We start from the raw sequence: 23,781 nt of genomic DNA on the forward strand, positions 1-23,781 counted from the left end.
GCGCCGCTGTCAGCGTATAGCGAAGCGATGTCAGACCCGACCGAAGCCGACACCGATCTCACAGACGCAGCACGCGAAGACTGCCCGCATTGCGGCAAGCCCAAGCCGCTGTGCATCTGCGACAGCGTCACCCCGATCGAGAGCCGCATCCAGCTCCTGATCCTGCAGCATCCGCAGGAGCAGGACAGGGCGCTCGGCACCGCACGGCTGACCGCGCGGCATTTTGCGAACGCCGTGGTGCGGATCGGGCTGTCCTGGCCGAGCCTTGCGAAGGCGCTCGGTCGGCCGGTGGCCGACCCACAGCGCTGGGCGGTGCTCTATCTGGGTTCGGCCAAGGTCGAGGATCTCGAGACCGATGCCGAGATCGCAGCCATTAACCGCAAGGGCGAGCTCGAGCCCGAGCAGCGCCGCATTCTCAGCCGGATCGAGGGCATCGTGCTGCTCGACGGCACCTGGAGCCAGGCCAAAGCGCTGTGGTGGCGCAATCCCTGGATGCTGAAGTGCCAGCGCGTGATTCTCGGGCCGAAACGGCCGTCGCGCTATGGCGCGCTGCGCCGGGAACCGCGCCGTGATGGCTTGTCCACCCTTGAAGCGGCCGCAATGCTGCTCGCGGGGCTGGAGAAGCGGCCCGACATCGCCGCAGCGTTAATCGATAGTTTCGAGCGGATGCTGGCCAAATACCGCGAAGTCCAGGCCGAAATGCCGGAATTGGCGCCGAAACCGAAGAAGCGGGACTATCGCAGGCGGAAGCGCTAGCCGTCCGGCTTGGTTGCCTATCGGAAAGAGGGCGTATATGAGTGCGCCTCAAGGGGCCACGTGGCGGAGTGGTTACGCAACGGTCTGCAAAACCGTGTACACCAGTTCAATTCTGGTCGTGGCCTCCAAACTCATCCATATCAGGGCCTTGTGCCGGACAGATGAGACGCCGCATTAGCTGGCGGCGTACCAGCCTTCAGGAAAAGGGATCAGCGGCCAGGGCACGACGTCGTTGTCATTAGCGGCGCGCGGTGGCGGCTGGATGCGGGGCGAGGGCTGAGCCACAAAATCCTCCTGAGCAATAGGTGCGAGCGCCGTTCGCACGGCGTCCAGCAACAGATCAAATTCGACTTCGCTCATCGGGCTCTCCGAAATTCGAGAGCGCCAACTTCGCAAAACTGTCTTGGACCCGGATTGAGCCGATCGTTCGCATTTTAACGAACGAGCGATCGCATCCGCGTTGGTTAATGAATTGTTGCGGTCCGTCGGAACCTAGGCCGGCTGCACCGGGCCTCGTGTGAGACAAATCACATTCGCCGAAAAATCGTTCGCGTAATCCCCGATCACGCCACGCGGCAAGTCATAGGCAAGTATCGGATCAATTTTACGGAGACGCGACCATGAAGGCAAGTTTCGTCCATCGATCCTCACCATTGCGTGTGTGCCGCGCATCGATCCTCGCTTGCGTCATTGCGACCGCCGTCAGCGGCGCGGCGTTGGCCGAGCCGGGCACGCCCGAGCAGCGCAGGGCCTGCACGCCCGACGTCTATCGCCTCTGTGCCGGTGAGATCCCCAATGTCCGCGCCATCACCGCCTGCTTGCGCCGCAACAGGGCGAATTTGAGCGCGGCCTGCGCGGCGGTGTTCGAACAATGACGGCGTGCCTGTAAAAGTGGCCGGTCGTGCGAACGAATCTTGAGCAGGCCTGCCCATTTCGCAGGCCTTGTTGATCCAATTTTTTGTGCGTCCCGGGACAAGCCATCCCGGCGTGGTTCCCCGTAGCCTTTCCTCCGAGCTTTGGAGCATGGCCCTCGCCATGACACATTCGGAGGAGCTGCAGCATGCAGAAGTGGCTTTGTGGGGAAGCACGGTGCGCGCCACGTGCGTTGCGCGTAATGGTGCTGGGGGCAATTGTCGCCGCCGGATGTCTGGCATCCGCCGGCGCACAGGCGGCGCCGGCCGCGTGCGCGGCGTTGCAGGAGAAATACCCGGACTGGAAGGGCAAGACGCTGGTCAACGCCATCAACCCGCACACCCCGGGCTATGAGGCGATCGACCCGAAGGACCCCAGCAAATATGTCGGCTTCGACATCGATCTCGGCGAGGAGATCGGCGAGTGCCTCGGCTTCAAGCTGACCTATAAGGCGGTGACCTTCGCCGCGCTCTTGACCACGCTGGCGAGCGGGCAGGCCGATATTGTCATTTCCGACATCTACGCCACCGAGGAGCGTGCCAAGGCCGCCGACTTCATCACCTATTCGAAGGTGTTCGACGGCGTCTTGGTCGCCAAGGGCAATCCGAAAGGCATCAACGGCATCAACCTCTCGCTGTGCGGCGCTGCCGCGGCCGAGAATACCGGCTTCGTCGAGGTCCCGCTGGTGCAGGCCTTGATCCCGCAATGCAAGGCCGCCGGCAAGCCGGAGCCGACGCTGCAGCTCTATGACAACAACGCCAACTGCATCCAGGCGATCCTCGCCGGGCGCGCCGACACCTACATCAACGACGTCAACACCGTCGACAATGCGGTGAAGGCCTATCCGGACAAGCTTGAGAAGGCGATCGCGGTCACGATTCCCTATTCGGTCGGCATCGGCGTTCCCAAGGACAAGCCGAAATTCCGCGAAGCCGTGATGGCCGCGATGGTCGAGATCTACAAGTCCGGCGACCAGCTCGCGCTGCTGAAGAAGTGGGAGCTCGATCCGAACAATCTGAAAGAGCCGGGACTGCTGACCGTCAACTGATGTCGCTGTTCCTGCACTATCTCAGCCTGCCGTATCTGCTCGAGGGCATCGAGGTCACCCTGGAGGTGACCGCCCTCGGGCTCGGCGGTGGGTTGATCCTCGGGCTGATCCTGGCCTGGATGCAGCTCAGCCGGTTCTGGCCGCTAGCCGTCTTTGCGCGCGGCTACACCGTGATCTTCCGCGGCACGCCGCTGATCCTGCAGATGGTGTTCGCCTACGACGCCCTGCCGCATATCGGCATCAAGCTGCCGGCGATCCTCGCCGCCGGCCTGGCGCTCGCCTGCAACGAGGCGCCGTTCATTGCCGAGATGCTGCGTGCCGGCGTGCTCGGCGTCGACCGCGGCCAGGTGTCGGCCGGCCAGGCGCTCGGCATGACGCCGGCGGTGGTGATGCGGCGGGTGATCGCGCCGCAGGCGATCCGCACCATGATCCCGGCGTTCGGCAACGAGACGGTCAGCGCGCTGAAGAACTCCTCGCTTGCGTCGGTCATCGCGGTGCAGGAACTCACGCTGCGCTCGACCCAGCTGGCATCCTCGACCTTCGATTTCTTCTCGATCTTCTTCGCCTCGGGCCTGCTGTACCTGGTGCTGACCGGTGCGGTGAGCGTGATCCAGCTCGCACTGGAATGGACGCTCGATCTCGACCGCACCGCACGCCAGCGGCGGCTTGCCGACTACCTGCCGTGGCGCCGGGTCGATCCCGGTAGCAAGCTCGCGCTCACGGACGAGGCCGGCCCGGCCGTCGCCGCCGCGACGCAGCCGGAGATCCCGTTGCCACCTGCGCGTGCCCTGACGATGGAGGATCGTGCCAGGCGAGCCGCGACCATCGCGCGCAACAATGTCGCGGTCGAGGTCGATGGCCTGCGCAAGCGCTACGGCACCCAGACCGTGCTCGACGGTCTCGACATGACGGTGCGGGTCGGCGAGGTGGTTGCGCTGCTCGGGCCGAGCGGGTCCGGTAAGAGCACGCTGCTCCGCTGCGTCAACCATCTGGAGGACTGGGATGCCGGCACGGTGCGCGTCGGCGGCCGCCGTCTCGGCCTGTCCGAGCACGGCAAGCGGCTGTCGCCGCGCGCCATCGCCAATGAGCGTGCAAGTGTCGGCGTCGGCATGGTGTTCCAGCAGTTCAACCTGTTCAGCCATCTGACGGCCAAGGAGAACGTTGCGGGGCCGCTGCGCTGGGTGCACGGCATGACCCGGCTCGACGCCGATCGCAGGGCGCACGAACTGCTCGATCGCGTGGGCCTGAGCCATCGCGCCGATGCGTTGCCGCGCCATCTGTCCGGCGGCCAGCAGCAGCGGGTCGCGATCGCCCGCGCACTCGCACCCAATCCGAGCGTGCTGCTGTTGGACGAGCCGACCTCGGCGCTCGACCCCGAGCTCGTCAACGAGGTGCTCGAGGTGATCCGGCGGCTCGCCGTCAACGACGGGCTCACCATGATCATCTCGACCCACCAGATCCGCTTCGCCGACGAGGTCGCCGACCGCGTCGCCTTCCTCAATGGCGGGGCGATCCTGGAGGAGGGACCGGCGCATGAGGTGCTGTCGCGCCCGCGCCATCCGATCACCGCGCGCTTCCTCCGCGTGATGGACGCCGAGAAGGCGCCGGAGACGGTGCGATGAAGGCGACAGGCCACCCTATCTTTCGACCGCTCGAAGAGGCACGTGCATGAAACACTTCAACCTGCCGGTGTCGCCGGCGACCGTTCACTGGGGCTATTTCAGCAAGCAGGTCCAGCCGGCGCTGACATTGCGCTCAGGCGACCGGGCGACCATCGAAACGCTGACCCACCACGCCAATGACGACTACGAGCGAATGATCGCGAACGATCCCGGCGCCGAGAGCGTGTTTCAGTGGACGCGCGAGCACAAGGCGGTGACGCGTCGTGGTGCCGGTCCGACCGAGGGGCCGTTCATTCGCGGCGCCGGCGAAGGCCTCGGCGTGCATCTGTTGACCGGCCCGGTCGCGATCGAGAACGCCGAGCCGGGCGACGTGCTCGAGGTGCGCATCCTCGACATCCGGCCGCGGCCGAGCTGCAGCGCCTGCCATGCCGGCCGCTGCTTCGGCTCCAACGTCGCGGCGAACTGGGGCTTTCACTATCACGATTTGATCGAGGAGCCGAAACCGCGCGAGGTCATCACCATCTTCGAGCTCGACACCTCGGGCGAGCCGTTCGCCAAGGCGGTCTACAATTACGTCTGGACGCCGCAGACCGACCCCGACGGGATCGTGCATCCGACCATCGATTATCCAGGCGTCCGGGTCGATCATGGGACGATCAGGAAGCGCGAAAACATCCTGACCAATGTGAAAGTGCCGGCACGGCTGCATTTCGGCACCATGGGGCTCGCGCCGTCGGAAGCCGACTTCGTCAGCTCGATCCCGCCGAACTATACCGGCGGCAATATCGACGACTGGCGGATCGGGAAGGGCGCGCGGATGTATTATCCGGTCGCGGTCCCCGGTGCCTTCTTCTCGGTCGGCGATCCCCACGCGGCCCAGGGCGACAGCGAGCTCGGCGGCACAGCGATCGAAACCTCGCTGACCGGCGATTTCGAGTTCATCCTGCACAAGAAGAACGATCTCGGCGGCACCAGCCTGGAGGGTCTGATCCATCCGTTGCTGGAGACCGAGCAGGCCTGGTCGGTCTACGGCTTCACCTTCCCGAACTATCTCGCCGAGCTCGGCGCCGGCGCGCAGACCGAGATCGTGAACCACTCGAGCCTCGACCGCGCCATGCGCGACGCGTTCCGCAAGCTGCGCCGCTTCCTGATGACGGTGCATCGCCTGAGCGAGGACGAGGCAATCTCGCTGATGTCGGTCGGCGCCGATTTCGGCGTCACCCAGGTCGTCGACGCCAACTGGGGCGTGCACGGCACGATTCGGAAGAACGTCTTCAGGTGCGATTGACCGCGGCCGGGTCGGTCGCGCGATCGAGTTTTGGCGTCGATGTGACGCCGCCCTTTGGGCGGAGGAACCGGCTTGTCTGGCACGCAGGTTGCTTTGATCGATCCCGATTGGGTCGATGCAATGAGTTTCCGTCCGTTCACGAGTGAATCCTACGTTCAGGACGACCGCCCGGAAGCATGGCGGGACGTGCTGGGCGCGGTCGGCCTGCAGCCGGAGGGCGCCTTCCATGACGGGCACGCCACCGCGTCGCATCGCGCGGCGCCGGGGATTGCCCTGACCCGGATCGCGGCGGGGGCGCAGACCGTTGCGCCGCTGCATCATGGCGGCGAGGGCCTGCCGATCGCGCTATTGCCGATCGATGACGGCGTGATGCTGCGGCACGGCGGCAGTCACCGGATCGTGCCGGTCGGACATCTCCTGCTGCTGCCGCGATCGGGCGATTGTGGCGTCGTGTTCCAGCGCGACATGCGGGCGATCATGCTGTCGGTGACAGCGGAGGCGCTGCACGGCCGGATCTCCGGCAAGCTCCGCTTCGGCGAACCGCGCGTGGTGGCGCCGGGCGGACTTGCGGACGTGTTCTCGCGCATGCTGGATGCGACCGCACGCACGCTCGAGACGCTGAGCGATGTCGAATGGGCTGCGGCCGCCCAGGCGATGGCCGATCTGCTGCTGACCATCGCACATCAGCTCGCCGGCGCGACACCGGATGCCCGCCACACCGCGTCGCAGGCCGCAACCTTGCATCGGATCTGCCAGGCCGTCGAACGCCGGCTCGACGACCCCGACCTCGCACCGGCGAGCGTCGCGCAGGCCGAGCGCATTTCCGAACGTTACCTGCAAAAGCTGTTCGAGAATGTCGGCGACAATTTCACGCACTATGTGCGCGAGCGCCGGCTGCAGCGGGCCTGGGCCGACCTGTCCAACCCGGCCGAAGCGCAGCAATCGATCTCCGAGATCGCCTATCGCTACGGTTTTGGCGATTCCGCGCATTTCAGCCGCGCCTTCCGCCATCGCTTCGGCCTGCCGCCCCGCGAATTCCGCCAGCAGGAGGCGCGCGCGACACCGGCGCCGGCATCGACCGGGCAGCGCGGCTGGCCGCTGGATGCGTTGGCGCAATCGCGCGCGCATCAGCCGTCGGCGGGAACGAAGCGGGCCGCAGCGCTGGCGACAGCCGAGCACGGCGCCGGCCAGGCCGGGCAAATCCACCACCATCTCGCGATCGAGGCCGCGAAGGTGCACTGGGGCTATTTCAGCCGCACGCTGCTGCCGCAGGCCGAGATCGCCTCGGGCGATACCATCACGATCGAGACGCTGACCCAACATGCCTCCGACGATCCGGAGCGGATGATTGCCGGCGATGACGGTGCGGAGAGCGTGTTCGGCTGGACTGCCGACCGCAAGAACGTCGACCGTCGTGGCGCCGGTCCGATGGATGCCTCGGTGTTCGGCCGCGGCGCCGGTGAGGGGTTCGGCGTTCATATCTGCACCGGACCGATCGCGGTGAAGGACGCGCAGCCCGGCGACGTGCTGGAGGTGCGCATCCTCGACATCGTGCCGCGTCCGAGCCGCAGTCCTGAGTTCGAAGGCCGCGTGTTCGGCTCCGGCGTCGCGGCCTGGTGGGGCTATCACTACAATGAATTCCTCGCCGGTCCGAAACCGCGCGAGGTCGTGACGATCTACGAGATCTTTGCAGGCGAGGGCGATACGGCGCCGCATGCCCGCGCGCTCTATTCCTACCGCTGGGAGCCGCAGACCGATCCGTTCGGCGTCGTGCACGCGACCTATGATTATCCGGGCGTTCCCGTTCAGCCTGGCAGCGTCAAGCGCCGCCACGCGGTGCTCGACGGCGTCCGGATTCCGTTGCGGCCGCATTTCGGCGTGATCGCCGTCGCGCCGCGCGAGGTCGATTTCGTCGACTCGGTGCCGCCGTCCTATTTCGGCGGCAATCTCGACAATTGGCGGCTCGGCAAAGGCTCCGCGGTCTACCTGCCGGTGTCGGTGCCCGGCGCGCTGCTCTCGGTCGGCGATCCCCATGCCGCGCAGGGCGACGGCGAGCTCTCCGGAACCGCGATCGAATGCTCGATGACCGGCACGTTCCAGGTGATCCTGCACAAGAAGGGCAGCCTCGCCGGACAACCGTTTGCCGATCTGAGCTATCCCCTGATCGAGACCGCGACCGACTGGGTGCTGACCGGCTTCAGCCATCCGAACTATCTCGCCGAATTCGGCGCACAGGGGCAGAGCGAGGTCTATGCAAAATCCTCGCTCGACCTTGCAATGAAGGATGCATTCCGCAAGATGCGACGCTTCCTGATGAGCGTCAAAGGCTTGACCGAGGACGAGGCGATCGCGTTGATGTCGGCGGCGGTCGATTTCGGCGTCACCCAAGTGGTCGATGGCAATTGGGGCGTTCACGCGATCCTGAGCAAACGGCTGTTTGACCTCAGTTGAGCGGGGCAGGCGGAGAATCTCACGTGAAATTCCATATGATTGCAGGCGGGCCGAAACCCGTCGCTCCCTTCAGCCATGCGGTCGAGACCGACGGCTTCGTCTTCGTCACCGGCCAGATGCCGGATACGCCGGCCACGCCCGGCGTGCTGCCCGACGGCATCGTGGCGCAGACCAGGGCCGTGATGGAGAATCTGCGTGTCGTGCTCGCGGGCCTCGGCCTCGGTCTGGAGCACATCGTGATGTCGCGGATCTACCTGACGCGCTTCAAGGACGACTACGCCGCGATGAACGAGGCCTACCGGGCATTCTTTCCGCCGGATCGGCTGCCGGCCCGCACCTGCGTCGGCGTCACCGGGCTTGCCTATGATGCGCTGATCGAGATCGATCTGGTGTGCCGGAGGCCGTGAGGCCCGTCCGATCCTGGAGCCGAGGTTTCGCATTTTGTGCACGATTTGTCCGCCTGCGGCACCGTCGCTAAGCAGGTGAATGTCGCGCACCGGAGCGTGACTCACCTCCAGGAGGACTTTTTCATGAAGCATATTTTGTCGGCATTGCTTGTGATGGGAATTGCGCTTGCCACGGCACCCTCGCGCGCCGCTGACAACCGCAATGTCTCCGTGGTCAACGAGACCGGCTACGCCATCAAGTTTCTCGGCTTCAACGGACCCGACGACGGCCTCGACGAGTGGGAGAACGAGCTCGAGGAAACGCTGAAGAACCAGGACACCGCCTATGTCGAGTTCGGCGCCGATGACGAAGGCTGCGTCTGGAACATCAAGGTCGACTTTACGACCCCGGCACCAAGACCACCTCGTTCGTCGCGGAGTAACGGGCCTCGTCCCGCCAAGGCCGGGAATCACGGCGCGGCAGGCTCCGCCGCGCCGCTGACAGTCCCGGGCCTTACCCAGCCCGCAATGCGGCAGGCCAACTGGATCGGAGGCCGGCAACCCCTTGTGTCACAGTGGGTTTACCCTTCGGGTTAAAGTTGCGCGGGAGCGCCATTTGGTTCTTTGCAAGGCCGGAAGGCTTTGTTATACGCTGCCCGCTCGCGAACAGTTGGTTCGCCTATTCCTCGGTAGCTCAGCGGTAGAGCATTCGACTGTTAATCGAATGGTCCCTGGTTCGAATCCAGGCCGGGGAGCCAGTTTCTGGCCCCATCAAAACACGCAAGATTATCGCCGATGTCCAGACCGCCGATCACAAGCCCGTGGTCCGGATAGGCCAAATTAGTCGTCAAATCGACTTAATAGATGCCGAGCTTTCCTCTTGCCGGGTTCTGAGAGGTGATGTCCATGGCTGTGAACCTGATCGACCTGTCGTTCGCGCAACCGACGCTCGTTCCGAGCGGTGTTCCCGAGATCAGCGACGATGAGTGCCTGCGTCGGCTGGCCAAGGCGGTCGAGGAGCATGATTCCGAGCACCTCGACGAGGTGGCCCGGATGATTAGCCGGCTCGCCGTCACCATCGAATAGCGCAACGGGCCTGCGGCGCGGGCGTGTTGCGTTTTGGCGGAGCTTGTTCCAAAAGATGGCCCTCATCTAAGCTCCTCCAGCGGCATCGCCGCGCGATTTGCAGGGTCCAGCCAATGTCGGGTTTTTCGACCGCGCGCCAGTACATGGTCGATTGTCAGGTGCGTCCGAGCGATGTCACCGACGACCGCATCCTCGAAGCCATGCTGGAGGTGCCGCGCGAAGTGTTCGTGCCCGACAGCAAGCAGGCGCTGGCCTATCTCGACCTCGACCTCGATGTCGCCGAGGACGGCGCCGCCAAGCGCTGCCTGATCAAGCCGGCGCTGCTCGCCAAGCTGTTGCAGGCGGCGGACATCGGCAACGGCGATCGCGTCCTGGTGGTGGGTTGCGCCTCCGGCTATGCCGCCGCGGTCGTGGCGAAGTTCGCAGCCGAGGTTCGGGCGACCGAGAGCGATCCGGTGCTCAGTGCGAAGGCGAGCGCGGCGCTGGCCGGGCTCGGCATCGGGAACGCGACCGTGACGACCGCGGCTGCGGCCGACGGCGATGCCGCCGGCGGGCCGTACGACGTCATCGTCCTCAATGGTGCCACCGAGGTGGTGCCGAGCGGGCTGTTCGGCCAGCTCAAGGAAGGCGGCCGGCTGGTCGGCGTGTTCGGCCTGACACCGCCACCGCGGGCCGGCCTCGTGGCGCACTCGCACGCGGATTTCGGACATCGCGAGCTATTTGACGCATGGGCACCCGTGCTGCCCGGGCTGGAGCGGCTGCCGGCGTTCGTTTTCTGACGCTATTGCGCTGCCGTCACTCGATAAAATCCCGTTCTGAATCAGAAGTGTGGCCCGTTTGCCCCACGTGAAGAGTTTCCACCGCGTTTCATTGCGGAGTGGTTCCGTTGCCCTTAGCTGCGGACTAAGGTGAGGCGGGACTCACTTGGTCTGAAGCGACGTCTGGCTCCTGTAAGTGCGCCGGCGACTACAATGAATGGATAATTGGGGATGCGTGGGGTGAAGGTTGTCACCGCGGCTGCGACAGCGGTCCTTCTGTTGGCTGCAATGGGCCCGTCGCCCGTGCTGGCCGATACGATCGAGGCCGCGCTGGTGCGTGCCTACCAGAATAATCCTCAGCTGAACGCCCAGCGCGCGCAGGTGCGGGCGACTGACGAAAACGTTCCGCAAGCGCTCTCGGGCTACCGTCCGACGGCTAAGCTGACCGTGAGCGGCGGATATCAATACACCGACGAGCAATTGAGCGCGAATACCGCTCCGATCCATGGTACCCAGAATCCGGCCCAAGCGGCCCTGACGGTGAACCAGTCGCTGTACAACGCGCAGACGCCGCAAAAGGTGCGCGCCGCCGAAAGCCAGGTCTCGTCGGCACGCGAGGGACTGCGCGTGCTCGAGCAGACCGTGATCCTGAACGCGGCCACGATCTACATGGACTATCTACGCGACGCCGCGATTGTCGAGGTCCAGCGCAGCAACACCCGCGTGCTGGAGCAGACGCTGAAGCAGACCCAGGACCGCTTCAATGTCGGCGAGGTGACGCGCACCGACGTCGCGCAATCCGAGGCGCAGCTTGCGGCAGGCCGAACTCAGCAACTGCAAGCGGAATCGCAGCTCACCACGACGCGGTCGAACTTCCGCCGCATCATCGGCAATGAGCCGCAGAACCTGGCACCGGGCTCGCCGGTCGACCGCTACTTGCCGGCGTCACTGGCCTCCGCGGTCGAGCTCAGCCTGACCGAGAACCCGAACGTCACCTCCGCGATGTTCGGCGTCGATATCAATTTCCTGCAGACCAAAGTCGCCGAGGGTGCGCTGCTGCCGAGCGTCGGGTTGCAGGCGACGGTGAGCGAAGGCTACCAAACGCAGTTGTCGGTCAACCGCCTCTTCAATGCGGCCGCCAACGTTCAGCTGTCGGTGCCGATCTATGCGGGCGGTGCCGAGTACTCGCTGATCCGGCAGTCCAAGGAGTCGTTGGCCCAGCAGCGTCTCGTTCTGGAGCAAACGCGCGATCAGGCGCGCGCCAACGTCGTCACTGTCTGGGGTCAGCTGGTCGCCGGCAAGGCGCAGGTGATCTCGGCGCAGTCGCAGGTCACCGCATCCGAGATCGCGCTCAACGGCGTGCGCGAGGAAGCCAAGGCCGGCCAGCGCACCACGCTCGACGTGCTCAACGCGCAGCAGTCGCTGGTCAATGCCCGCAACGCGCTGGTCACGGCGCAGCACGACCGCGTCGTCGCCTCCTATAACGTGCTCAACGCCATCGGCCGGCTGTCGCCGACGGTGATGGGCCTGAAGACCAACGTCTACGATCCGAGCGTGCACTACCACCAGATTCGTGACAGCTGGGCCGGCGTGCGCACGCCGGACGGCCGCTAACCGCGAACACCGTCGCGCTTCAGCTCTTGAGTGAAGCATGATCGTCTCGGAAGAGTGCGTCGCACTTTTCCGGATCATGTCCTGACCGCCACATCAACGTCGCTTGTCGTACTTAAGTTTGTGGTCCTTGAGTCAATCAGGGCCACAAACGCCGTGCGTTTGCTTGCAATCGATAATTGCCCTGACATACCGTTTTGTCGGGCAGAAAAGCGATTCGCGGCAAGGCCAATGCCATCGCGCGGCGCAACGAACGGTTTGCTGCCGCAGTGTTGGGCGAGGCGAGGCCGCATGAAGCCTCTGGCGGGCTTGATCTGGGGACAAGTCGGGCGTGAGTGACGAAAAACTCTGCCCGCATCATCGGAACCGGCGAATCCTCACAGGCTTGATGTAAAATAGTTTCGATGTGGAGTCGGAGATGACGCAACCTGCGAAGGTCCAAGAGCCCTCGATGGAGGAGATTCTGGCGTCGATCCGTCGCATCATTGCCGACGACGAGGCAAAGCCGGCGGCTGCCGAGAAGTCGGCGCCTGCCGCTGCTGCACCGCCGCCGCCCAAGGTCGAGCCGCCGCAGGCTCCAGCCAAGCCCGCGATGAAGAGCCCGCCGCCCGCGCCGGCACCGGCCGCCAAGGCGGCTGCGCCCGCGCCGAAGCCGGCGCCGGCTGCACCGGCCGCTGCCGCCAGCAACAGCCAGGACGATATCGATTCCCTTCTGGCGAGCCTCGATGAGGCGACGCCGGCCTCCGAGATCAGGCCGCCGCAGCCGGACGGCGACGTGTTCGAGCTGACCGACGAGATGGCGCTGCCGGAACCGGCTGCTCCCTCGTTCCGCAAGGTCGATCCGCAGGACGATGTCGAGTTCACCGACCCGTCGGCACGGGGCCGGTCGCAGGCCCAGGAACGAAGCCAGGAGCCGAGCCGAGAACCGAGCCGCGACCCATTCCGGGAGCCTGTGCGCGAGCCGCCGGCGATCGAGACGGCTCCGATGCAGCCGATCATCTCGGGAACCACGATGCGGGCGGTGGAATCCGCCTTCAACTCCCTGGCCAACACCGTCCTCAGCAACAATGCGCGGACGCTGGAGGACCTGGTCAAGGAAATGCTGCGGCCGATGCTGAAAAACTGGCTGGATGACAACCTGCCGGGCTTGGTCGAGCGGATCGTCAAGGCCGAGATCGAGCGGGTCTCCCGCGGGCGGTAGGGCGCTAGCCCTCATTCAGCCACCCCAAATTGCCCTAATCGCGCCTCCCGCGCGCCAGTCCGGTTGACTTGGTGCGTTCGGACGGCTTTCTAGCCTTTCCACATCCCCATATTGCATTGCCATGATCGAGAAAAACTACCAGCCCGCCGATATCGAGAGCCGGATCTCCCAGACCTGGGAGCAGAGCGGCGCGTTCAAGGCCGGCCGGCCTGAGCGCAAGGACGCCGCGCCGTTCACGATCGTGATCCCGCCGCCCAACGTCACCGGCTCGCTGCATATGGGCCACGCGCTCAACAACACGCTGCAGGACATCCTGTGCCGGTTCGAGCGGATGCGCGGCCGCGACGTGCTGTGGCAGCCCGGCACCGACCATGCCGGCATCGCGACCCAGATGGTGGTCGAGCGGCAGCTGATGGAACGGCAGGAGCCGGGCCGGCGCGACATGGGCCGCGCCAAGTTCCTCGAACGGGTCTGGCAGTGGAAGGCCGAGAGCGGCGGCACCATCGTCAACCAGCTCAAGCGTCTCGGCGCCTCCTGCGACTGGTCGCGCGAACGCTTCACGATGGACGAGGGCTTGTCGCGCGCCGTCGTGAAAGTGTTCGTCGAGCTGCACCGCGAGGGCCTGATCTACAAGGACAAGCGGCTGGTCAACTGGGACCCGAAGCTGCTCACCGCGATCTCCGACCTCGAGGTGCAGCAGGTCGAGGTCAAGGGTCATCTCTGGTACCTGCGCTATCCGATCGAGGGCCGGACGTTCAATCCCGAGGATCCAAAATCATTCATCGTGGTCGCGACGACGCGCCCCGAGACGATGCTGGGCGATACCGCGGTGGCCGTGCATCCGGACGACGAGCGCTACACCGATCTGGTCGGCAAGCACGTCATCCTGCCGCTGATCGGCCGCAAGATTCCGATCGTCGCCGACGATTACTCCGACCCGGAGAAGGGCTCGGGCGCCGTGAAGATCACGCCGGCGCACGATTTCAACGATTTCGAGGTCGGCAAGCGCCACGGCTTGCCGCAGATCAGCGTGCTCGATCAGGAGGGCTGCCTCACCCTGGTCGGCAACGAGGATTATCTACGCGGCCTGCCTGAAGGCGCGGATGAATTCGCCGCGGAGTTCGACAAGATCGAGCGCTTCGCCGCGCGCAAGAAGATCGTGGCTCGGCTCGAGGAGTTCGGTTTCCTGGAGCGGATCGAGCCCAACACCCACATGGTGCCGCATGGCGACCGCTCCGGCGTCGTGATCGAGCCGTATCTGACCGACCAATGGTATGTCGACGCCAAGACGCTGGCGCAGCCGGCGATGGCGGCGGTGCGCTCGGGCGAAACCACCTTTGTTCCGAAGAACTGGGAAAAGACCTATTTCGAGTGGATGGAGAACATCCAGCCCTGGTGCATCTCGCGCCAGCTCTGGTGGGGCCATCAAATTCCCGCCTGGTACGGCCCCGACGGCAAGGCCTTCGTCGCCGAAACCGAGGACGAGGCGGTCGCCAACGCGCTCGGCTATTACGTCGAGCAGGAAGTCATCACGCCGGAGCAGGGCCATGACATGGCCACCGATCCCGCCAACCGTGAGGGCTTCATCGTCAGAGACGAGGACGTGCTCGACACCTGGTTCTCCTCGGCGCTATGGCCATTCTCGACGCTGGGCTGGCCGGACGATGTCCCGGAGGTCGCGCGCTATTATCCGACCAACACGCTGGTCACCGGCTTCGACATCATCTTCTTCTGGGTCGCCCGCATGATGATGATGGGCCTGCATTTCATGAAGCAGGCGCCGTTCTCGACCGTCTACATTCACCGTCTCGTCCGCGACGAGAAGGGCGCCAAGATGTCGAAGTCGAAGGGCAACGTCATCGACCCGCTGGGTGTGATCGACGACTTCGGCGCCGACGCGCTGCGCTTCGCGCTGACCCGCGAGGCGGCGCAGGGCCACGACATCCGCCTGTCGCCGCATCTGGTCGAGACCAACCGCAATTTCGCGACCAAGTTCTGGAACGCCTGCCGCTTCGCCGAGATGAACGAATGCGTGACGCCTGACGGTTTCGACCCGAAGGGCGCCAAGGAAACGCTGAACCGCTGGATCGCGCACGAGACCTCGCGCGCCACCCGCGAGGTGACCGAGGCGATCGAGGGCTATCGCTTCAACGATGCCGCCGGCGCGATCTATCGCTTCGTCTGGAACGTGTTCTGCGACTGGTATCTTGAGCTGGCAAAACCCGTGCTGATGGGCGAGGAGGGCGCGGCCAAGGCCGAGACCCGCGCCATGATTGCCTGGACGCGTGACGAGATCCTCAAGCTGCTGCATCCGTTCATGCCCTTCATCTCCGAGGAATTGTGGGCGGTGACGGCGAAGCGCGACGGCCTGCTGGTGCTCGAATCCTGGCCACGCAAGGCCACCGCCATCACGCCCGAGCAGCTCGCCGAGATGGCGATGACCGGACCGAACGGCGAGATCATGCCGGCGGTGCTGATCTCACCGGACACCGACGACTTCAGCGATCCCGCGGCCGAAGCCGAGATCGGCTGGGTGGTCGACCTCGTCACCGCGATGCGCTCGGTGAAGGCAGAGATGAACATCCCGCCCTCGACGCTGACGCCGCTGGTGATCGCGGGTGCTTCCGCCGAGACGAAGGATCGCGCGCAGCGCTGGAACGACACCATCAAGCGGCTGGCGCGGCTGTCCGACATCTCGTTTGCCGATCATCCCCCGGAAGGCGCCGTGCAGCTCGTCGTCCGCGGCGAGGTCGTCGCATTGCCGCTCAAGGGCGTGATCGACCTGGCCGCCGAACGGACGCGGCTGGAGAAGGAGCTCGGCAAGGCCGACGCCGACATCAAGCGGGTCGACGCCAAGCTTGCCAATGAGAAGTTCGTCGCCAACGCGCCCGAAGAGCTGGTCGAGGAAGAGAAGGACAAGCGCGAAGCGGCGCTGGAGCGCAAGGCCAAGATCCTGGAGGCGTTGGAGCGCCTGAAGAAAGCTTCGTGACTACTCCTCGAAGCGCTTACTCAGAAACTTCGATCCCTTCACCCCGTAGCGCCACGGCAGCTCGACGGCCTTGGTGATGCCGATCCGCACGCCGGTGGCGATTTCCGGCTTCTCGGTGCGGGCGTACAGCGCGATCGGCGGACGGTCGAGCGGCAGTTCGCTGTGGGCAATGGTGATGCCCAGCGCCTCGCAGAGCTTGCCCGGCCCCGAGCAGAGCGCCCGCGCATCGTCGAGCCCGCGCCGTCGCCGCATCGCCGCGAGGCCGTGGGTCGGCTCCAGCGCGCGGATCAGCACCGCGCTGGCGGAGCCGGCTTCCTCGCAGACGAAATTGATGCACCAGTGGATGCCGTAGGAACGGTAGACATAGGAAAAGCCTGATGGCCCGAACATCACCTTGTTGCGCGGGGTCGGCCCGTTGAACGAATGCGCTGCCGGCTCGGTGTGATGATAGGCCTCGAGCTCGACGATGCGGCCGCCGACGCCGTTGACGAGGAAGGTCGCGCCGATCAGGTCGGGCGCCACCTCATGGACGCTGCGGTCGAAGAACGACCGCTTCAGCGGCTTGCCGAGGCGAGGCGTCGTGGCCGTGGCCGATTTGGGTTTTTGAGCCATTATCAGGTGGGAATCGCGGCGGAACGGGCCCCGAGACTGCCAATATATTGGCTGATCTGCTAGGGTCGCATGGGCCGGGTTGCGAGCGGCGCCAACACGGACTAGCTAAGGCCTCTCGCGACTTGCAGGCACCATGGTCACCATCGTCGATACCATCTCCACGACCCCGCTGCGGCCCCGTCACCCCGAAAAGGTGAACCGGCCGGACGCCGTGTCGCCGCCGAAACCGGACTGGATCCGGGTCCGCGCGCCGAACACGCGCGGCTATGCGGACACGCGCCGGATCGTCAAGGAGAACGGCCTGGTCACGGTGTGCGAGGAGGCGGGCTGTCCGAACATCGGCGAGTGCTGGGACAAGAAGCACGCCACCTTCATGATCATGGGGGACACTTGCACCCGCGCCTGCGCGTTCTGCAACGTCAAGACCGGCATGCCGACAACGCTCGAAGCGAGCGAGCCCGAATATGTCGCCGAGGCGACGTTCAAGCTCGGACTGGCCCATGTGGTCGTGACCTCGGTCGACCGCGACGATCTCGCGGACGGCGGCGCCGAGCACTTTGCACAAACCATCCGCGCCATCCGCGCGCGCTGCCCGGCCACCACGATCGAGATCCTGACGCCGGACTTCTTGCGCAAGGAGGGCGCGCTGGAGCGGGTGGTCGCGGCTAAGCCCGACGTGTTCAACCACAATCTGGAGACGGTGCCGTCGCGCTATCTGACGGTGCGGCCCGGCGCACGCTATTTCCACTCGATCCGGCTGTTGCAGCGGGTCAAGGAGATGGACCCGACCATCTTCACCAAATCGGGCATCATGGTCGGCCTCGGCGAGGAACGGCACGAGGTGCTGCAGGTGATGGACGATCTGCGTTCGGCCGACGTCGATTTCCTGACCATCGGCCAGTATCTGCAGCCGACCCGCAAGCATCACGCCGTGATGAGCTACGTGACGCCCGACGAGTTCGCCGGCTATGAACGTGTCGCTTACACCAAGGGCTTCCTGATGGTGTCGGCAAGCCCGTTGACCCGCTCGTCGCATCACGCCGGCGAGGACTTTGCCAAGCTGCAGGCGGCGCGCGTGGCGCACGGCGGCTAGCCGCCGGCGGCGAACCGCGTCGCCTTATTGAACCTCGGACCGATCAATGCAACGCGTTCTGGTGATGGGATCGTCGGGATCCGGCAAGTCCACCTTTGCCCGACGACTGTCCGGCATCACCGGACTTCCGACCGTGTCGATCGACGCGCTGTTCTGGAAACCCGGCTGGGTCGAATCCGATCGCGACGAGTTCCGGCAGCGCATGATCGAGGTGACGGAACAGCCGCGCTGGATCATGGACGGCAATTACACGCGGCATGGCGCGGGCGAGCTGCGCCGGAAGCTTGCCGACACGATCATCTGGTTCGACCTGTCGCGCGCGGCCTGCATGTGCGGCATCCTCGGCCGGATCGCGAAGAGCTACGGCCAGGTCCGGCCCGAGATGGCCGCGGGTTGCCCGGAGAAGATCGATCTCGAATTCTTCCGCTATGTCTGGACCTACCGGCAGCAGCAGCGCCCGACGCTGCTCGCATATTTCGAGGGGCTGCGCCCCGATCAATCCCTGATCTGCTTCACCGCACGGAAGCAGGCGGACAACTACCTGAAGGCGCTCGCACCCCGGCAAAACCGTGCGAGTATCCACTGATGCCACGATTCTCCAGCAAGAAGCGGGTGCGCCACGCCGCCGCGCAGATGTTCGATCTGGTCGCCGATGTCGAGCGCTATCCGGAATTCGTGCCGCTGTGCCAGTCGCTGAAGATCCGCCAGCGCACCCCGAAGGATGACGGCACCGAGATCGTTGTCGCCGACATGACGGTGTCGTTCAAGCTGGTGCGGGAGACCTTCACCAGCAAGGTGACGCTCGACCGGCCCAATCTGAAGATCCTGGTCGAATATCTGCGCGGCCCCTTCAGCAACATGGAGAATCGCTGGAGCTTCGAGCCGAAGTCGGACACCGAGTGCGATGTCGGCTTCTTCCTGAGCTATGAATTCAAGAGCCGGATGCTCGCGATGCTGATGGGCTCGATGTTCGACGCCGCATTCTCGCGCTTCGCCGCTGCGTTCGAGAAGCGGGCGGACCAGGTCTACGGGAAGCCGGCCGCGTCGACTTAGCAAGTCCTCTCGTCGTCATGGCCGGGCTTGTCCCGGCCATCCACGTCTGTTGTGCCACGCTGCCGGAGAGACGTGGATGCCCGGCGCAAGGCCGGGCATAACGGATAGATGAGAAAGCTGCCTTACGGGCAGGAACGGCGCACGCCGCCCGCCGCGAGGTAGGTGCCCGAATTGGGATCGTAGGAACGGAAGCGCTGCGAGCAATAGGCGTCGTTGTTGGCCTTGGCCTGGCTGGCCGCGATCGCGCCGCCGATGATGGCGCCGACCGCGAGGCCGCCGATCAGCGCACCGGCACCACCGCCGCCGCCACCATGCCGATACCCGCCGCGGTAGCCGCCGCCGCGATAGCCGCCATGGCCGTGATATTGCACCTGCTGCACGGATGTCGGCCGATCCTGCAATGGCATGGGTGCGAGCGGCGCGGCAAAGGATGGGGCAATCGTCGACAGTGCCATGGCGCCCGAGGTGACGGCGGCCACGACTAAAGTTCCCAACTTCATCAATTTTCTCCTTGTTGTAGGGATTTATGCTGGGTGGGGACGACGATTGAAGCATCGGAAAGCGGCGAAGTCACGTTCTGCTCCGCCTGTGCGGGTGTCACATGGTCGCATTGACCGAAGGTGGCATCGGCAAAGCGACTCGGCGCTCTATCCGCGCGGCGGACGCCGGCGCTTTGCGGCGTGACTGCGCGGCGAACGCGCCACCCGTGGACGCAAGCGACTGACGGCCTCGCGGCGCGGCTTGGCCGCCTGCGGCGGTCGCGCCAATTCCATCAGCATGCGCAGCGCCTCGACCACCGAGCGCTGGCGCACCGCGCTGCGGCCGATCGCGCCGAAACGCTGCTCGCGATGAATGATGCGGCCGTCGCGCGCGGCGACGGCGAAATGCACCAGCCCGACCGGCTTGCCCGGCGTCGCACCGCCGGGACCGGCGATGCCGGTGATGGAGACCGCGAGATCGACGCCGGCCTTTTCCAGCGCGCCGATCGCCATCGCGGTCGCGGTCTCCTTGGAGACGGCGCCGAAGGTGTCGAGCGTTGCCGCCTTGACGCCGAGCATCGCCCGCTTGGCCTCGTTGGAATAGGTGACGAAGCCGCGGTCGATCACGTCGGACGAGCCTGGGATGTCGGTCAGCGCGCCGGCGACCAGGCCGCCGGTGCAGGATTCGGCGGTCGCAACCGTCAGCTTGCGCATCCGGCACAGGTCGAGCAGCGCGCGGGAGAGGGCTCGAGCGTCGCTGCCGCCCATGTCAGGCACTCCAGCCTTTATCGTCCCAGGGAAGCCGGATGGTCGCACTCGCGGTCGCGGCGATGCCTTCCTCACGGCCGGTGAAGCCGAGCCGCTCGCTGGTGGTCGCCTTCACCGCGACGCGTGAGACGTTCACGCCGGAGATCTCCGCGATCTTCGCCCGCATGGTGTCGCGCAGCGGGCCGATCTTCGGCCGCTCGCAGATCATCGTCACTTCGAGGTTGGCGATCCGCCCGCCGCGCGCGGTGACGCGCTCGACGGCGTATTTCAGGAACTGGTCGGAGGAGGCGCCCTTCCACTTGGCATCGCTCGGCGGAAAATGCGAGCCGATGTCGCCGTCGGCGAGCGCGCCGAGGATGGCGTCGACCAGCGCATGCAGCCCGACATCGCCGTCCGAATGGGCGAGGAAGCCCTTCGTATGCGGCACGCGCACGCCGCAGATCATCACATGATCGCCGTCGCCGAACGCGTGCACGTCGTAGCCGGTGCCGGTCCGGATGTCGCCGAGCTGGCTTGCGAGCCGCGCTTCCTCGCGCACGAAGTCCTCGGGTGTGGTGAGTTTCATGTTGGCAGGATCACCTTCAAATGTCGCAACCGTCAATCCCGCCCATTCCGCCAGCGCCGCATCGTCGGTGAAATCGCTGCGCCCCTCGCGCGCGGCGCGGCGATGCGCCTCCAATATCACGTCGAAGCGAAAGGCCTGTGGCGTCTGCGCGATGCGTAGCCGCGCGCGGTCCGGCGTCGCCTCGACGTCGCCGGCCGCGTTGGTCAGCTTGATGGTGTCGGTGACCGGGGCGACAGGGATCGCGGCGCCGGTGCGGCCGGTGGCGGCGATCGCGCGCGAGATCACCGCCGACGTGACGAACGGCCGCGCGGCGTCGTGGATCAGCACGATGTCCGGCTTCTCGGCCGCGAGCGCCTCGAGCCCGGCATGCACCGAGGCCTGGCGGGTCGCGCCGCCCGGCGTCGGCGGCTGGTGGCGCAAGCCGGCGACGGCGTCCTGAAACAGCGCGGTGTCATCGGGGTTCACCACCGGCTGCACAGCAAAGACATCAGGATGTCCGGAGAACGCCTCCATGGCGCGGTAGATCACGGTCTGTCCGCCGATGGTTCGATACTGCTTCGGTCCGCCCGTGCCGGCGCGCAAGCCGCGGCCGGCTGCGACAAGAATGGCTGCGGTACGCTCAGGCTTCGGCATTGTTGAACCAGTGACAGACGAATCGGGGATGAGGAGAGGGCGACGGGATCGCCGCGCACAGCCCCTTACCATGACCGCTGCGCAAGAACAGAGCGTTTCCAGATGACTGTGGGAAAAGCAGATTTTGTTGCAGTGCACTTGCGCGCGTGGTAGGAATGTCTAAAGTGTAGGCATGAAGCTTGACTGCACAGATATTGTGCGCACAATGTGCGCCATCGGCTGCAATGAGGTAGCCGATCCAACCACGAGACGGCCGTGACCGGCGTGCAAAGAGTTCCCCGTAACCCATTGAGGATAGGCGACATTGCTGTCGCCAACCGGGTCCTCCTCGCGCCGATGTCCGGGATAACCGACGCGCCGTTCCGCCGACTCGCGGCGACGCTCGGTGCCGGGTTGGTGGTCTCGGAAATGACCGCCAGCGATGATCTCGTGAACGGCAAGCCGATGTCGAAGCTGCGTTGCGAAGCGGCCGGGATCGGTCCGCATGTGGTCCAGCTCGCCGGCTGCCAGACCCACTGGATGGCGGAGGGCGCGCGCATTGCGGAAGCCGCCGGCGCCGACGTCATCGACATCAACATGGGCTGTCCGGCCCGCCACGTCACGGGCGGCCAGTCCGGCTCCGCCCTGATGCGCGACCTCGACCACGCGGTTGCGCTGATCGAGGCGACGATCGCGGCGGTCAAGGTGCCGGTGACGTTGAAGATGCGGCTCGGCTGGGACGAGCGCTCGCTCAATGCGCCGGAGCTGGCGCGCCGCGCCGAGGCCTCCGGCATCCAGATGATCACCGTGCACGGCCGCACCCGTTGCCAGTTCTACAAGGGCGAGGCGGACTGGGCCGCGATCCGCGCCGTCAAGGACGCCGTCACCATCCCCCTCGTGGTCAACGGCGACATCACCTCGTTCGACAAGGCCGTCGCCGCGCTCGATCGGTCGGGCGCCGACGCCGTGATGATCGGCCGCGGCGCGCAGGGTCAGCCCTGGCTGCCCGGCCAGATCGGCCGCCGCCTGGAGACCGGCATCGCGGAGACCGCGCCGCCGCTCGCCGTGCAGCTTGCGCATGTTCGCGCGCTCTACGACGAGATCTGCAGCCATTACGGCCTTCGCATCGGGCTCAAGCATGCGCGCAAGCATCTCGGCTGGGCGCTGGAAAGCGCCGCCGCCTATAGCTGCGCGCCGGCTGCGGTGCTGAAAACCTGGCGGCAGAAAATCCTGACCGCCGAAGAGCCGGCGAGCGTGCATCGCGCGCTCGAGCAGGCCTATGACGATTTCGCCCGGAGTGCTGCCGCATGACGTCAGCCATGGATTTTCGCAGGTCGGTGCCGACCGATGGCGAGGCCATCCTCAACGCGCTGCCCAACCCGGTGCTGCTGGTCGCGCCGGACGGGCGGATCGTCGATGCCAATATCGCCGCCGAATCCTTCTTCGAGATATCGACGCAGTTTTTGCGCCGGCAGTCGTTGAAGGAGCTGGTGCCGTTCGGCAGCCCGCTGCTGGCGCTGATCGATCAGGTGCGGGCGACCGGCTCGCCGGTCAATGAATACAAGGTCGATTTGGGCACGCCGCGGATCGGCGGCGACCGTCAGGTCGATCTGCACGTAGCACCCTTGACCGAGCGGCCCGGCCATATCGTGGTGATGCTGCAGGAGCGTACCATCGCCGACAAGATGGACCGCCAGCTCACCCATCGAAGCGCCGCGCGTTCGGTGATCGCGCTGGCCGCGATGCTGGCGCACGAGATCAAGAATCCGCTGTCGGGCATCCGCGGTGCCGCGCAGCTGCTGGAGCAGCAGGCCTCGTCCGAGGACCGGCTCTTGACCCGGCTGATCTGCGACGAGGCCGACCGCATCGTCACGCTGGTCGATCGCATGGAGGTGTTCGGCGACGAGCGCCCGGTGGCGCGCGGGCCGGTCAACATCCATTCCGTGCTCGACCACGTGAAGCGGCTGGCGCAGTCCGGCTTCGCCCGCAACGTCCGCTTCGTCGAGGACTACGATCCGTCGCTGCCGCCGGTGCTCGCCAATCAGGACCAGTTGATCCAGGTGTTCCTCAATCTGGTGAAGAACGCAGCCGAGGCGGTGGTCGATCTCGGCACCGATGCGGAGATCCAGCTCACCACCGCGTTCCGGCCGGGCGTGCGGTTGTCGGTCCCCGGCAAGAAATCGCGGGTCTCGCTGCCGCTGGAATTCTGCGTCAAGGACAACGGAAGCGGCGTGCCGGAAGACCTGCTGCCGAACCTGTTCGATCCCTTCGTCACCACCAAGCAGACCGGCAGCGGGCTCGGCCTTGCGCTGGTCGCCAAGATCATCGGCGATCACGGCGGCATCATCGAATGCGAGTCGCAGCCGCGCAAGACCACCTTCCGCGTGCTGATGCCGGTTTACAGTGCCACCAAGCAACTCGACCACAGCAACCGCGACGACGTTCCGGGTACGCCGTCGCCTGCCTCTCAGGATGCACGATGAGGAACCAC

The 23,781-nt window shown here is 65.6% G+C and carries 23 protein-coding genes and 2 tRNA genes; 20 read left to right on the forward strand and 5 right to left on the reverse strand.

The annotated features are described in order from the left end of the window. Positions 1 to 27: 27 nt before the first annotated feature. Both IC762_RS18185 and IC762_RS18190 read left to right on the forward strand, forming a co-directional pair. Positions 28 to 756 carry a tRNA-uridine aminocarboxypropyltransferase gene (locus IC762_RS18185; protein ID WP_195783656.1) on the forward strand — a complete coding sequence of 243 codons (729 nt, stop codon included), beginning with the start codon at positions 28 to 30 and terminating at the stop codon, positions 754 to 756. A gap of 54 nt (positions 757 to 810) precedes the next feature. Next, a tRNA-Cys gene (locus IC762_RS18190) sits at positions 811 to 884 on the forward strand. A 46-nt stretch (positions 885 to 930) separates the two neighbouring features. Here the strand turns inward: IC762_RS18190 and IC762_RS18195 are convergent. Continuing rightward, positions 931 to 1,116: a hypothetical protein gene (locus IC762_RS18195; RefSeq protein WP_195783657.1), complete on the reverse strand. Its 186-nt coding sequence runs from the start codon at positions 1,114 to 1,116 to the stop codon at positions 931 to 933. 260 nt (positions 1,117 to 1,376) lie between these two features. Between IC762_RS18195 and IC762_RS18200 the strand changes: the two genes are divergently transcribed. The 13 genes from IC762_RS18200 to IC762_RS18260 all read left to right on the forward strand — a co-directional run bounded on the left by IC762_RS18200 (position 1,377) and on the right by IC762_RS18260 (position 16,108). Beyond that, positions 1,377 to 1,631 carry a hypothetical protein gene (locus tag IC762_RS18200; protein WP_195783658.1) on the forward strand — a complete coding sequence of 85 codons (255 nt, stop codon included), beginning with the start codon at positions 1,377 to 1,379 and terminating at the stop codon, positions 1,629 to 1,631. A 239-nt stretch (positions 1,632 to 1,870) separates the two neighbouring features. Beyond that, positions 1,871 to 2,716 (forward strand): ABC transporter substrate-binding protein, encoded by an 846-nt coding sequence (locus IC762_RS18205; protein ID WP_246801664.1) that lies wholly within the window; start codon positions 1,871 to 1,873, stop codon positions 2,714 to 2,716. After that, entirely contained in the window at positions 2,716 to 4,338 is a 1,623-nt protein-coding gene (locus tag IC762_RS18210; RefSeq protein ID WP_195783660.1) for an amino acid ABC transporter permease/ATP-binding protein, read from the forward strand. The genes IC762_RS18205 and IC762_RS18210 overlap by 1 nt, the downstream gene beginning before the upstream one ends. A gap of 46 nt (positions 4,339 to 4,384) precedes the next feature. Continuing rightward, the gene (locus IC762_RS18215; protein ID WP_195783661.1) at positions 4,385 to 5,626 is read left to right on the forward strand and encodes an acetamidase/formamidase family protein; all 1,242 of its coding nucleotides are present in this window, start codon (positions 4,385 to 4,387) and stop codon (positions 5,624 to 5,626) included. A gap of 120 nt (positions 5,627 to 5,746) precedes the next feature. Further along, positions 5,747 to 8,077, forward strand: coding sequence for an acetamidase/formamidase family protein (locus tag IC762_RS18220; protein WP_195783662.1), 2,331 nt, complete (start codon positions 5,747 to 5,749; stop codon positions 8,075 to 8,077). Positions 8,078 to 8,100: 23 nt separating this feature from the next. Beyond that, positions 8,101 to 8,484, forward strand: coding sequence for a RidA family protein (locus IC762_RS18225; RefSeq protein WP_195783663.1), 384 nt, complete (start codon positions 8,101 to 8,103; stop codon positions 8,482 to 8,484). Positions 8,485 to 8,607: 123 nt separating this feature from the next. Further along, entirely contained in the window at positions 8,608 to 9,060 is a 453-nt protein-coding gene (locus IC762_RS35275; RefSeq protein ID WP_246801072.1) for a hypothetical protein, read from the forward strand. Positions 9,061 to 9,146: 86 nt separating this feature from the next. Continuing rightward, a tRNA-Asn gene (locus IC762_RS18235) sits at positions 9,147 to 9,221 on the forward strand. Positions 9,222 to 9,369: 148 nt separating this feature from the next. Next, positions 9,370 to 9,549: a hypothetical protein gene (locus IC762_RS18240; protein ID WP_195783664.1), complete on the forward strand. Its 180-nt coding sequence runs from the start codon at positions 9,370 to 9,372 to the stop codon at positions 9,547 to 9,549. A 113-nt stretch (positions 9,550 to 9,662) separates the two neighbouring features. After that, positions 9,663 to 10,328: a protein-L-isoaspartate O-methyltransferase family protein gene (locus IC762_RS18245; RefSeq protein ID WP_195783665.1), complete on the forward strand. Its 666-nt coding sequence runs from the start codon at positions 9,663 to 9,665 to the stop codon at positions 10,326 to 10,328. A 210-nt stretch (positions 10,329 to 10,538) separates the two neighbouring features. Beyond that, positions 10,539 to 11,921 (forward strand): TolC family outer membrane protein, encoded by a 1,383-nt coding sequence (locus IC762_RS18250; RefSeq protein ID WP_195783666.1) that lies wholly within the window; start codon positions 10,539 to 10,541, stop codon positions 11,919 to 11,921. 415 nt (positions 11,922 to 12,336) lie between these two features. Then, the gene (locus tag IC762_RS18255) at positions 12,337 to 13,119 is read left to right on the forward strand and encodes a PopZ family protein (RefSeq protein ID WP_195783667.1); all 783 of its coding nucleotides are present in this window, start codon (positions 12,337 to 12,339) and stop codon (positions 13,117 to 13,119) included. Between the two features lie 121 nt (positions 13,120 to 13,240). Continuing rightward, positions 13,241 to 16,108, forward strand: coding sequence for a valine--tRNA ligase (locus IC762_RS18260; RefSeq protein ID WP_195783668.1), 2,868 nt, complete (start codon positions 13,241 to 13,243; stop codon positions 16,106 to 16,108). On the opposite strand, the gene IC762_RS18265 is transcribed toward IC762_RS18260, so the two are convergent. Then, entirely contained in the window at positions 16,109 to 16,720 is a 612-nt protein-coding gene (locus tag IC762_RS18265) for a DNA-3-methyladenine glycosylase (RefSeq protein WP_195783669.1), read from the reverse strand. A gap of 133 nt (positions 16,721 to 16,853) precedes the next feature. Here IC762_RS18265 and lipA point away from each other — a divergent pair, with 133 nt between their 5' ends. Genes lipA through IC762_RS18280 form a run of 3 tightly spaced genes read left to right on the forward strand, consistent with a single transcriptional unit; the run spans position 16,854 to position 18,866 of the window. Next, a complete protein-coding gene (gene lipA / locus IC762_RS18270) occupies positions 16,854 to 17,813 on the forward strand; it encodes a lipoyl synthase (RefSeq protein WP_195783670.1) in 960 nt (319 codons plus the stop codon). Between the two features lie 46 nt (positions 17,814 to 17,859). Then, on the forward strand, positions 17,860 to 18,399 hold the full coding sequence (locus IC762_RS18275) for a DNA topology modulation protein (RefSeq protein ID WP_195783671.1): 540 nt from the start codon (positions 17,860 to 17,862) through the stop codon (positions 18,397 to 18,399). Continuing rightward, positions 18,399 to 18,866 carry a type II toxin-antitoxin system RatA family toxin gene (locus tag IC762_RS18280; RefSeq protein ID WP_195783672.1) on the forward strand — a complete coding sequence of 156 codons (468 nt, stop codon included), beginning with the start codon at positions 18,399 to 18,401 and terminating at the stop codon, positions 18,864 to 18,866. Before IC762_RS18275 ends, IC762_RS18280 begins: the two co-directional genes overlap by 1 nt. Positions 18,867 to 18,988: 122 nt before the next feature. Here IC762_RS18280 and IC762_RS18285 read toward each other — a convergent pair whose 3' ends face one another. The 3 genes from IC762_RS18285 to IC762_RS18295 all read right to left on the reverse strand — a co-directional run bounded on the left by IC762_RS18285 (position 18,989) and on the right by IC762_RS18295 (position 21,311). Next, positions 18,989 to 19,366, reverse strand: coding sequence for a BA14K family protein (locus tag IC762_RS18285; RefSeq protein WP_195783673.1), 378 nt, complete (start codon positions 19,364 to 19,366; stop codon positions 18,989 to 18,991). Positions 19,367 to 19,513: 147 nt separating this feature from the next. Further along, positions 19,514 to 20,113 carry a CinA family protein gene (locus IC762_RS18290; protein ID WP_195783674.1) on the reverse strand — a complete coding sequence of 200 codons (600 nt, stop codon included), beginning with the start codon at positions 20,111 to 20,113 and terminating at the stop codon, positions 19,514 to 19,516. 1 nt (position 20,114) lies between these two features. Next, positions 20,115 to 21,311: a bifunctional 2-C-methyl-D-erythritol 4-phosphate cytidylyltransferase/2-C-methyl-D-erythritol 2,4-cyclodiphosphate synthase gene (locus IC762_RS18295; protein WP_195783675.1), complete on the reverse strand. Its 1,197-nt coding sequence runs from the start codon at positions 21,309 to 21,311 to the stop codon at positions 20,115 to 20,117. 288 nt (positions 21,312 to 21,599) lie between these two features. Between IC762_RS18295 and dusB the strand changes: the two genes are divergently transcribed. Then, positions 21,600 to 22,601 carry a tRNA dihydrouridine synthase DusB gene (gene dusB / locus IC762_RS18300; RefSeq protein ID WP_195783676.1) on the forward strand — a complete coding sequence of 334 codons (1,002 nt, stop codon included), beginning with the start codon at positions 21,600 to 21,602 and terminating at the stop codon, positions 22,599 to 22,601. Beyond that, positions 22,598 to 23,773: a two-component system sensor histidine kinase NtrB gene (locus IC762_RS18305; protein ID WP_195783677.1), complete on the forward strand. Its 1,176-nt coding sequence runs from the start codon at positions 22,598 to 22,600 to the stop codon at positions 23,771 to 23,773. The genes dusB and IC762_RS18305 overlap by 4 nt, the downstream gene beginning before the upstream one ends. Positions 23,774 to 23,781 lie beyond the last annotated feature (8 nt).

The sequence above is a fragment of the Bradyrhizobium genosp. L genome, from assembly GCF_015624485.1.
GTDB lineage: Bacteria > Pseudomonadota > Alphaproteobacteria > Rhizobiales > Xanthobacteraceae > Bradyrhizobium.

Excerpts from the sequence above, each read along its gene's own strand:
- IC762_RS18220 (WP_195783662.1), top strand. The coding sequence starts at position 5,747 with ATGAGTTTCCGTCCGTTCACGAGTGAATCCTACGTTCAGGACGACCGC.
- IC762_RS18275 (WP_195783671.1), top strand. The coding sequence starts at position 17,860 with ATGCAACGCGTTCTGGTGATGGGATCGTCGGGATCCGGCAAGTCCACC.
- IC762_RS18215 (WP_195783661.1), top strand. The coding sequence starts at position 4,385 with ATGAAACACTTCAACCTGCCGGTGTCGCCGGCGACCGTTCACTGGGGC.
- lipA (WP_195783670.1), top strand. The coding sequence starts at position 16,854 with ATGGTCACCATCGTCGATACCATCTCCACGACCCCGCTGCGGCCCCGT.
- IC762_RS35275 (WP_246801072.1), top strand. The coding sequence starts at position 8,608 with ATGAAGCATATTTTGTCGGCATTGCTTGTGATGGGAATTGCGCTTGCC.
- IC762_RS18250 (WP_195783666.1), top strand. The coding sequence starts at position 10,539 with ATGCGTGGGGTGAAGGTTGTCACCGCGGCTGCGACAGCGGTCCTTCTG.
- IC762_RS18245 (WP_195783665.1), top strand. The coding sequence starts at position 9,663 with ATGTCGGGTTTTTCGACCGCGCGCCAGTACATGGTCGATTGTCAGGTG.
- IC762_RS18205 (WP_246801664.1), top strand. The coding sequence starts at position 1,871 with ATGGTGCTGGGGGCAATTGTCGCCGCCGGATGTCTGGCATCCGCCGGC.
- IC762_RS18240 (WP_195783664.1), top strand. The coding sequence starts at position 9,370 with ATGGCTGTGAACCTGATCGACCTGTCGTTCGCGCAACCGACGCTCGTT.
- IC762_RS18290 (WP_195783674.1), bottom strand. The coding sequence starts at position 20,113 with ATGGGCGGCAGCGACGCTCGAGCCCTCTCCCGCGCGCTGCTCGACCTG.
- IC762_RS18305 (WP_195783677.1), top strand. The coding sequence starts at position 22,598 with ATGACGTCAGCCATGGATTTTCGCAGGTCGGTGCCGACCGATGGCGAG.
- IC762_RS18295 (WP_195783675.1), bottom strand. The coding sequence starts at position 21,311 with ATGCCGAAGCCTGAGCGTACCGCAGCCATTCTTGTCGCAGCCGGCCGC.
- IC762_RS18280 (WP_195783672.1), top strand. The coding sequence starts at position 18,399 with ATGCCACGATTCTCCAGCAAGAAGCGGGTGCGCCACGCCGCCGCGCAG.
- IC762_RS18260 (WP_195783668.1), top strand. The coding sequence starts at position 13,241 with ATGATCGAGAAAAACTACCAGCCCGCCGATATCGAGAGCCGGATCTCC.
- IC762_RS18210 (WP_195783660.1), top strand. The coding sequence starts at position 2,716 with ATGTCGCTGTTCCTGCACTATCTCAGCCTGCCGTATCTGCTCGAGGGC.
- IC762_RS18285 (WP_195783673.1), bottom strand. The coding sequence starts at position 19,366 with ATGAAGTTGGGAACTTTAGTCGTGGCCGCCGTCACCTCGGGCGCCATG.
- IC762_RS18200 (WP_195783658.1), top strand. The coding sequence starts at position 1,377 with ATGAAGGCAAGTTTCGTCCATCGATCCTCACCATTGCGTGTGTGCCGC.
- IC762_RS18185 (WP_195783656.1), top strand. The coding sequence starts at position 28 with ATGTCAGACCCGACCGAAGCCGACACCGATCTCACAGACGCAGCACGC.
- IC762_RS18255 (WP_195783667.1), top strand. The coding sequence starts at position 12,337 with ATGACGCAACCTGCGAAGGTCCAAGAGCCCTCGATGGAGGAGATTCTG.
- IC762_RS18265 (WP_195783669.1), bottom strand. The coding sequence starts at position 16,720 with ATGGCTCAAAAACCCAAATCGGCCACGGCCACGACGCCTCGCCTCGGC.
- IC762_RS18195 (WP_195783657.1), bottom strand. The coding sequence starts at position 1,116 with ATGAGCGAAGTCGAATTTGATCTGTTGCTGGACGCCGTGCGAACGGCG.